Source organism: Methylobacterium sp. WL18 (genome assembly GCF_008040015.1).
In the GTDB taxonomy this organism is placed as follows: domain Bacteria; phylum Pseudomonadota; class Alphaproteobacteria; order Rhizobiales; family Beijerinckiaceae; genus Methylobacterium; species Methylobacterium mesophilicum.
In genome coordinates this window covers 27001-34462 of record NZ_VRVD01000013.1, presented here as the reverse complement: position 1 = coordinate 34462, position 7462 = coordinate 27001, and the positions used below count along the sequence as shown (strand labels likewise).

At 66.7% G+C, this 7462-nt stretch carries 12 protein-coding genes; 8 read left to right on the top strand and 4 right to left on the bottom strand.

The features are described from left to right. Nucleotides 1-35: 35 nt before the first annotated feature. The 4 genes from FV228_RS02955 to FV228_RS02940 form a co-directional block, all read right to left on the bottom strand. The gene (locus FV228_RS02955) at nt 36-1070 is read right to left on the bottom strand and encodes a hypothetical protein (RefSeq protein WP_147853217.1); all 1035 of its coding nucleotides are present in this window, start codon (nt 1068-1070) and stop codon (nt 36-38) included. A gap of 58 nt (nt 1071-1128) precedes the next feature. After that, the gene (locus tag FV228_RS02950; protein WP_147853216.1) at nt 1129-1410 is read right to left on the bottom strand and encodes a hypothetical protein; all 282 of its coding nucleotides are present in this window, start codon (nt 1408-1410) and stop codon (nt 1129-1131) included. 73 nt (nt 1411-1483) lie between these two features. Further along, nucleotides 1484-1738: a helix-turn-helix domain-containing protein gene (locus FV228_RS02945; RefSeq protein ID WP_147853215.1), complete on the bottom strand. Its 255-nt coding sequence runs from the start codon at nt 1736-1738 to the stop codon at nt 1484-1486. A gap of 12 nt (nt 1739-1750) precedes the next feature. Beyond that, entirely contained in the window at nt 1751-2047 is a 297-nt protein-coding gene (locus FV228_RS02940) for a hypothetical protein (RefSeq protein WP_147853214.1), read from the bottom strand. Between the two features lie 105 nt (nt 2048-2152). On the opposite strand from FV228_RS02940, the gene FV228_RS02935 reads away from it, so the two are divergent. The 8 genes from FV228_RS02935 (at nt 2153) to FV228_RS02900 (ending at nt 7198) form a co-directional block, all read left to right on the top strand. Beyond that, complete coding sequence (locus tag FV228_RS02935; RefSeq protein ID WP_147853213.1) at nt 2153-2398, top strand: helix-turn-helix domain-containing protein; 246 nt, start codon at nt 2153-2155, stop codon at nt 2396-2398. Beyond that, nucleotides 2395-2712 (top strand): hypothetical protein, encoded by a 318-nt coding sequence (locus tag FV228_RS02930; RefSeq protein WP_147853212.1) that lies wholly within the window; start codon nt 2395-2397, stop codon nt 2710-2712. The genes FV228_RS02935 and FV228_RS02930 overlap by 4 nt, the downstream gene beginning before the upstream one ends. 70 nt (nt 2713-2782) lie before the next feature. Continuing rightward, on the top strand, nt 2783-3040 hold the full coding sequence (locus tag FV228_RS02925) for a hypothetical protein (protein ID WP_147853211.1): 258 nt from the start codon (nt 2783-2785) through the stop codon (nt 3038-3040). Nucleotides 3041-3329: 289 nt separating this feature from the next. Then, a complete protein-coding gene (locus tag FV228_RS02920) occupies nt 3330-4145 on the top strand; it encodes a transglutaminase family protein (protein ID WP_147853210.1) in 816 nt (271 codons plus the stop codon). A gap of 115 nt (nt 4146-4260) precedes the next feature. Next, nucleotides 4261-4563: a hypothetical protein gene (locus tag FV228_RS02915; RefSeq protein WP_147853209.1), complete on the top strand. Its 303-nt coding sequence runs from the start codon at nt 4261-4263 to the stop codon at nt 4561-4563. Nucleotides 4564-4639: 76 nt separating this feature from the next. Continuing rightward, nucleotides 4640-5026, top strand: a complete 387-nt coding sequence (locus FV228_RS02910; protein WP_147853208.1) for a hypothetical protein — start codon at nt 4640-4642, stop codon at nt 5024-5026. A gap of 394 nt (nt 5027-5420) precedes the next feature. Continuing rightward, nucleotides 5421-5873 carry a S24 family peptidase gene (locus FV228_RS02905; protein WP_147853207.1) on the top strand — a complete coding sequence of 151 codons (453 nt, stop codon included), beginning with the start codon at nt 5421-5423 and terminating at the stop codon, nt 5871-5873. Beyond that, nucleotides 5870-7198 (top strand): Y-family DNA polymerase, encoded by a 1329-nt coding sequence (locus FV228_RS02900; RefSeq protein ID WP_147853206.1) that lies wholly within the window; start codon nt 5870-5872, stop codon nt 7196-7198. Before FV228_RS02905 ends, FV228_RS02900 begins: the two co-directional genes overlap by 4 nt. The last annotated feature ends 264 nt before the right edge of the window (nt 7199-7462 follow it).

The window sequence follows — 7462 nt, the reverse complement described above, 5'->3', positions numbered from 1 at the left end:
GTACGCACGGCTGCAGAAGGGGCGGCGGGCGCCGGTCAGCGCCGCGCCTGCTCGGCGGCCCAGGCCGCGAGGTCCTGGATGAAGCCCGCGGTTTCGGCGTCGTCGCCGTTCTCGATGATGCGTTCGGCCACGAGACCGAGCCGGATCTTCCGGTCCCAGAAAGCGGCCGGCCGGCGGCTCTGCATCTCGGCGGCGGCTTTGCCCTCGACGGTGGTCAGTTCGTCCGCGAGCCAATGCAGCAGCCTGCCGGCCGCATTGTCCGAGCAGCATTCCATGCAGGACATGGCGTAGGCGACGCTCGACAGCTCGCGCATCCTCTCGTGGACGGCTCGCAGCTCGTTGATGTCGGTGGAGGCGAAGTCGACCTGGTCGCCGATGTCCGACTTTGGGGGGCTCGGCGACAGTGCGTCGAGGTGCAGTTCCCGGCGAATGCGCCTGATGTCTTCGACCGTGGTCTCCGGACTTACCCGGCGATGAAATTCGGCCCACGCGGCCCCGCGGAGACGAGCGAGATCCCGCGCGATGCCGTCGGCGACCGGGACGAAGCTGGACGGCTCGAGGGCGGGCGCGGCCATGAAGCCGGGCGGCGGGTCGTACCAGTCGACCGGCTGGACGGGGGCACATGCGCCTGCCCCGGCGATCAGTGAGTCCGCGGCGTGGTCGCTGACCGTCATGCCCGGCTCGTCGCCGCGTTCGCCCTTCAGCGCCATGGCCCAAGCCTCGGCGAGAGCGCGGTAACCCTCGGGGGTCGTTGGGCGCACGGCCTTCAGGCCCTGGTAGGCGGCGCCCTGGGCCTCATCCAATTTTGCTGACAGCTCGTCGGGCACCTCAGCGTCCAGAACTTCGCCCAACGCATTCCAGCTCGCCCGGAACACGGTCACGACCGCCAGGGCGGGATCGGGTTCGGCGGCCGGGTGCGTCTCCGACGCGGCTGAGCCGGGCGATGCGGGCTCGGCGACAGGAGGGCGTGCGACGCGCGAGAGATCTGCCTGCAAGTCGGAGGCGCGCTCGCGCAGGCTGGCAGCGGCATCGGGGCGGATCAGGTTCTTGAGAGAGGTGCGCAGGGACATCGCGGGATCCTCGAGGAGAGGTGCGCGGGCGACCGGCCCGCTCGGATTGCGGGTCGGGTCAGAGCAGGGTGGCAAGGCCGATGAGCACCATGCCGCCGCCGATGATGAAGGCGGCCGCGAGTAGCTCACCGGCGATGTCGAGGAAGCGCAGGGACCGGCTGTGCGCCGTGTCGGGGCGGATGGGGGTGACGGCCTCCCAGGCCTCGATCGTGCCGGGCTGGGTCTCGTCGGGCAGGTTGCGGTAGCGGCGGTCCAGCGGGATCTGGCGGCGGCCCGTGCGGGCACTGGTGCTGCGCACCGGGACGGGCTGGCTGAAGTTCGGGATGCGGGCATAGGACATCGTTCGCGCTCCTGGTGGGGCTCGTGGCGGTGGGTCGGTGGTGGGGAGGTGCTGCGCCTTGGGTCGGCGCCGATCAGTCGGACGCAGCGCGGGCCTTTGCTGCCGACGCGGTGAGCGGCAGCGCCTCGAGGAAGGCCAAGAGGTCCGAGCGGAGGATGAGCGTGACGCCGCGCAGCTTCCGCGCTGGTAGGGCGCCCTCAGCGATCAGTTCGAAGATCAGGGCCTCACTGATCCCGATGGCAGCCGCAGCCGTGCGGGGGCGGTAAGCCAACGGATCGGCTGAGGGAGTGAGAGGCGCTTCAGTCGTCGGCTCGGAGCTACGGGGCATCGTGCCCTCCCCTCAGTGCGCAGTAGCGGCGCGGGCCATCTTGGCAGCCTGCCAGGCGGCCTTGAGGGCGGTGGACAGGGCGGCGGCGCGGGTGAGACCGTAGCGCTCCTGCAGGCCGGTGGCGGCGACCGCAGCGGCGGTCATGATCGCCGAGTGGTCGAACTTGCCGGCGACGACTAGGGGGCGGCGCTGAAACCGAGCGAAGCCCTGGATCTGGGCGCGGGCGCTAAGCAGGCCGGCGGGAACCTTAGTGCGATCGTCGCGGATCCCACGAAGGGCGGCGTTCCAGGATATCGAGCGGTTGAACATATCTGAGCAACCCGAATATGTTGTCTGGAAACCCCGCCGTGTATTTCATACACATAGCTGTGTCGGTGTATACCGTCGACCTCCAAATGTGTGTGGCAAACATCTATGCTGGTGACGGGCAATCAGCTCAAGGCCGCGCGGGCTCTTCTGGGCGTCGAGCAAGCCGACCTCGCCGCGCGGGCCGAACTCCACGTCAACACGATCCGCAAAATGGAAGCGAAGGGCCCTGCCGAAATCACGAGCGGCGCCGACGTGGTTCGGCGGGTTCAGTCCGCGCTTGAGGCGGCCGGCGTCGAGTTCCTGAACCATGGGCGGCCTGGCGTGCGCCTACGGGGCGAGGATCCGGCATGACCGACGAGCCCGCCTCCCCCGAGAGACTGTCCGAGATTTTACGCCTCTGCACCACGCTCGCTGATCGCGTGTTCGACGCGCAGATGATGGGTCGGACGGTTCCAGCGGACCACGCCGTCGCCTTGGCGAAGGCTGCACGCCTCCTGCAGGATCAGTGCGTAGAGTGGCCGCCGATGCTGACGCACGTGATGCACGAGCTGGCAGACAAGGATGGCCGGTCGGTGCCCAAGCCGGAAGCCGGGCCGCTGGACGGTATCGACATGCACGGTCTGACCAACTTCTTTGCGGGCTTCAGCAAAAAGGATCAGTCGTGACCGCCGGCCTGGAGTTCATCCCGGAGAACGGAGGCGGGGCCAGCATCCGGTTCCGGGAGCGGAAGGCGCCGTGACACGCATCAGCGAGGACAAGCGGCCGGCGCCGCGCGAGCCAAGGGCGATGCCGCACTGGCTGGTATTCGTGATCAGCGTCCTAGCCCTCAGCGTGCCGGTCGCCGGCCTGTTGTTTATGGTGTGGCTGGCCCTCGTGCGGCCGACGGACTTCATCATCAGCCTAGTCGAGCTAGCCTACATCGCGGTCGCCACCGTCCTGATCGCCACCGGCGTGGCGTCCTACGTTCATCGAGAGCGACAGGCGCGCTCATGAGCAGCAAAGCTGGGATCCGGTTCCGGGAACGGAAGGGTTGATCACAGACCCGCAGGTTCTCGCAGCACGGCTCTCCATTCGCTGGGCGCCCAGAAATCTGGCTCAGCACGCCAAGGTGCTTGTGAGCGTTGTGGCGCGAGCCGAGAGCAGCCCCGGAGAGCCAGCGATCACGATCGTGCAGCCGAACGCCCTGAAGCAGACTCGGCGGGCAGCTGACCTCACATCGTGATACGGTCCGAACCTTGCGGGACCAACGCTGATCTCGACGCCTCTCTTTAGGACTGAGCCCATGCGTATCCTTGTCGGCTGCGAGATGACCTATGAATTTACGCACCCCACCCCGGTCATTGCGACGCTGAACGTCCATGCATCGCGCTTCTCCGATCTCGAACGGCCTGACTATCTCATCACGACACCTGCAGTTCCCCTGGATGGATACCGCGACAGCTTCGGGAACTGGTGTAACCGTATGGTCGCGCCAGCTGGCCGTTTTACGCTGAAGACCGATACGATCGTGCGGGATCACGGCAGTGGTGATACGCAGGAGGCTGACGCCCAAGAGATTGCGGTCGAGAAACTACCTTCCGACACAGTGCTGTTTCTCCTCGGGAGCCGATATTGCGAAACCGACCGCCTGTCGTCCATCGCCTGGGATTTGTTTGGCCATATCCCACCGGGCTGGGGCCGGGTACAGGCGATCTGCGACTACGTCCATGATCGCATCGCCTTTGGGTATGAGCATGCCCGAGCAACTCGGACAGCCTTCGATGTCTTCGAAGAGCAGCACGGCGTCTGCCGCGACTATGCGCATCTGGCGATTACGTTTTGCCGCTGCCTCAACATCCCGACCCGCTACTGCAACGGCTATGTCAGCGACATCGGCCTGCCCCTGCCGCACGCGCCGGGCGATTTTGCTGCATGGATGGAAGTTTATCTCGGAGGTCGCTGGCATACCTTCGACCCGCGCAATAACAGCTCGCGGATCGGCCGCATCCTCATCTCCTACGGTCGCGATGCCGCAGATGTGCCGCTGACGCTCACTTTCGGAGCGAACAGTCTCACTGGGTTTCATGTGACGACCGAAGAAGCCCCGCCCCTGCCCTGAATGTTTGTTGCGGTCGGCTCACTTTGCGCCCCTCCCAAACAGGTTGTGACGGCAGTAAGATCGACGCCCCCCGCCAGCCCGTGATCAGATCGGGCGGCGGGGCTGAGCGGACGGCTTGATTGATCGCTCACGGTATTTTGAATACATTGTGCGATCCGGCCGTTCGATGGCGCGTTGCGCGATTATGGACACGCTTGATCCCAGTCTCATCGGCCACGCTTCTGCGCTGGAACGGGTTGCTCGCGCACTCGATGTGCCGGTGTCCGAGTTCCTGAACGAGCGGCCTGCCGACGACGCGGACGACCTTCTCGCCCTCCTGCGTCTCTGGTCAGAGATTGAGGACAGCCAGGGCCGTCGTCGTGTCCTGAGCATGGCTCGGCAGGAGGCCGAGCGGGGAGGCTACAAAGGCTGCGCCTGACCCAGCCCAACCCATGCTGGGCAACCCCGCTTCTGGCCGCATGGTCGAGAGCTGCGCCCTGTCGTAGCTCGGCCGGATGTCAGCCAGCCCCGCCCCTACCCTGCTCCCGAACGCCGTCGCGATCTGGCACGGCGCCATCGAGAACATCTCGCCGCACGCCTCCCCCTGCCGGCACATGCCACCGAGCCGGTGGAGCCCGATACGGGAGAACTGCCTGGACTTCATCGCCCGGTTCGGCGACGAGGCGCACCGCCTCGGCTGGACGGCGGAGCAGCTATTTGGAGTGCACCCCGAGCACGGCACGCTCCGGGTCGACTGTTGCGGGGCGCTGATGACGGCCAGCGACAAGGCGATCGGCGTCGAGGCCGCCCGGGTTCTGTACGAGCGGACGTCGAGCTACCGGAACCGGCAGGGGCAGGAATGGGGGCCGCCGATCTGGGCGTTCAAGGCGAAGGCTGATTGAGACGGCTTCGGCGGGAGCGCACGCCGATCCCGGCCGTTGGCCCACCATGCGTACAGCCCTCATCGCCCTGATCGTGCTGGTTCGGTTTGGCCCTGACGTCGCCTATGCGATGCACCATACGCTCCCGGGCCCAGACACCTCGCGCCAGACGACTGCACCGAAGTGGATCGTCAGCCCTCCCGCCGTCGTGGTGATACGGCCGCTGACGCCCTGACAAAGGCCCGAAGGCGGACGGGTTCGAAGCGATCGGTCGCCGGAAGCGGCTGAAGACGCTCGGGTTCTCCGACACGATCCACAGCACTTCACCGCGAAGTCGCGTCCTCCCCGATCAGCCGTTGAACCCAGCCCCTGCATCGGGTCTGTTCGCGTTTGTTCTCATACGGCGGAGGGGCAGGTGCATCTCAATCGGGTCGACGAGCTGTTGATCCAGAGTCCGGATGCCGTGCGGGTTCCGCTGATCGGGCACGCCCTGTGCGCAGGCTTCCCGTCGCCGGCCGACGACTTCCTCGAGGGCGCGCTGGAGTTGCCGCGCTGGCTAGTGCCGAACCCGCCAGCGACCTTCCTATGGCGGATTTCCGGCTCCTCGATGGAGGGAGCCGGCATCTATGACCGCGACCTCGCCTGTGTGGATCGCAGCCTGAAAGCCGGCCACGGCAGCGTCGTGGTCGCGGCAGTCGACGGGCAGATGAGCTGCAAGCGCCTGGTGCTCGACGGCAATGTCGCCCGGCTGGCATTCTGCAGCCCGGACCTGCCCACCTTCGCAGTCGATGAACTCGGCGAAGGCCTGATCTGGGGCGTGGTGCGGTTCTCGATCCGCTGGCACGTCGCGAGGGGGCGGCTGTCGTGAGCGCTCCGCAGCCGCGCCTGCACGATCGGATTGGCGGCGGCCGTGCTGTGGCGCTGATCGATGGCAATAGCTTCTACTGTAGCTGCGAGCGCGTGTTCGATCCGAAGCTCGCCGCGGTGCCGGTGATCGTGCTGTCGAACAACGACGGCTGCGCCATCGCCCGGACCAGTGAGGCCAAGGCTCTCGGCATCAAGATGGGCGACCCGTACTTCAAGATCCGCGAGATGTGCCGGCGGCAGGGCGTGCGCGTGTTCTCCTCGAACTACACGCTCTATGGCGACATGAGCGGCCGCACCAACGCGGTCTACCGACAGTTCAGCCCGCAGGTGGAGATCTACTCGATCGACGAGAGTTTTCTGAACCTCTCGGACGTGGCGCCGGGCCTGCGAGTGGAACTCGCGCGAGACCTCCGCGCCACCGTGCGGACTTGGACAGGCATCCCCTCGTGCGTCGGTATCGGGCCCACCAAGACGCTGGCGAAGCTCGCCAACCACATCGCCAAGACCGTGCATGACCTGCAGGGCGTGTGCGATCTGACCGACCCGACCGCCTACGCGCACTGGCTCTGCCGGATCGATGTAGCCGAGGTGTGGGGCATTGGCCGGGCCTCACTCGCCAAGCTGGAGGCGATGGGCGTGGAGAGCGTGGCGGACCTGCGCGACCTCGACCCGCGGCCGGTGCGCAAAGGCCTGACGGTGGTGGGCGAGCGCATCATCCATGAGCTGCGCGGGGTGGCCTGCCTGCCGCTGGAGATGGTCCCGGCCCGGCGGAAGGGCTGCGCGGTCACCCGCTCGTTCTCTGGACGGATCGAGGACCGGGCCACTCTGGAGGAGGCGGTCTCGGCACACGCGACGCGCCTGGGCGAGAAGCTTCGGCGGGAGGGCTTGGCCACCAATCACGTCACGATCTTCTACCATACCAGCGAGCACGATCGGGACGCGCCGATGCGCTCGGTCTCGACCACCGTCACCTTGCCTGAGCACACCTCGGACACCCTGGCCCTGATCAAGGCGGCACGCCACGGAGTGGCCAAGACTTGGCGTGAGCCCGGGCAGCGTCCGTGGCGCTACTCGAAGGCCGGCATCGTCACCAACGACTTGGTACCGCTGTCGCACAGCCCGAGGGCGCTGATCGGTGCGATGGACCGGGAGCGGTCCGGTCCGCTGATGGCGGCCATGGACGCCTGCAACGCACGCTGGGGCCGGGGTGCGGTGGTGCCGGCCCGTGCGGGACTGGTGGCCAAGCGGGAGTGGAACACGAAGTTCGAGATGCGCACCCCGCGCTACACCACCCAGGTGGGCGAGTTCCCGGTAGCCCACGCCTGAATGTAGCGGACGACCGAGCTATGGTGTGGAAGCGCACTCGCGAGGAAAAACAGCACCATCTATGCGCGGGCTACAACCCACAGGTGGTTGTTCGCAGCATCGTGGGTGCATAGGTCGGTGTTGTGGGACAGCGATGGCGTCGCGGTTCTGCAGCCCTCCCAAGGGCGTTTCCTCCCAAGACTTCGGGCCGCTCCTTCGGGAGTGGCCTTTTTTGTACCTACAGGTGGTTGAGGCGGCCGAAATCCGGGATCCAGAGCATCGTCG

What these genes read in the sequence shown, in the direction of transcription:
- FV228_RS02955 (WP_147853217.1), bottom strand. Translation starts at nt 1,070, where the DNA reads ATGTCCCTGCGCACCTCTCTCAAGAACCTGATCCGCCCCGATGCCGCT.
- FV228_RS02950 (WP_147853216.1), bottom strand. Translation starts at nt 1,410, where the DNA reads ATGTCCTATGCCCGCATCCCGAACTTCAGCCAGCCCGTCCCGGTGCGC.
- FV228_RS02945 (WP_147853215.1), bottom strand. Translation starts at nt 1,738, where the DNA reads ATGCCCCGTAGCTCCGAGCCGACGACTGAAGCGCCTCTCACTCCCTCA.
- FV228_RS02940 (WP_147853214.1), bottom strand. Translation starts at nt 2,047, where the DNA reads ATGTTCAACCGCTCGATATCCTGGAACGCCGCCCTTCGTGGGATCCGC.
- FV228_RS02935 (WP_147853213.1), top strand. Translation starts at nt 2,153, where the DNA reads ATGCTGGTGACGGGCAATCAGCTCAAGGCCGCGCGGGCTCTTCTGGGC.
- FV228_RS02930 (WP_147853212.1), top strand. Translation starts at nt 2,395, where the DNA reads ATGACCGACGAGCCCGCCTCCCCCGAGAGACTGTCCGAGATTTTACGC.
- FV228_RS02920 (WP_147853210.1), top strand. Translation starts at nt 3,330, where the DNA reads ATGCGTATCCTTGTCGGCTGCGAGATGACCTATGAATTTACGCACCCC.
- FV228_RS02910 (WP_147853208.1), top strand. Translation starts at nt 4,640, where the DNA reads ATGTCAGCCAGCCCCGCCCCTACCCTGCTCCCGAACGCCGTCGCGATC.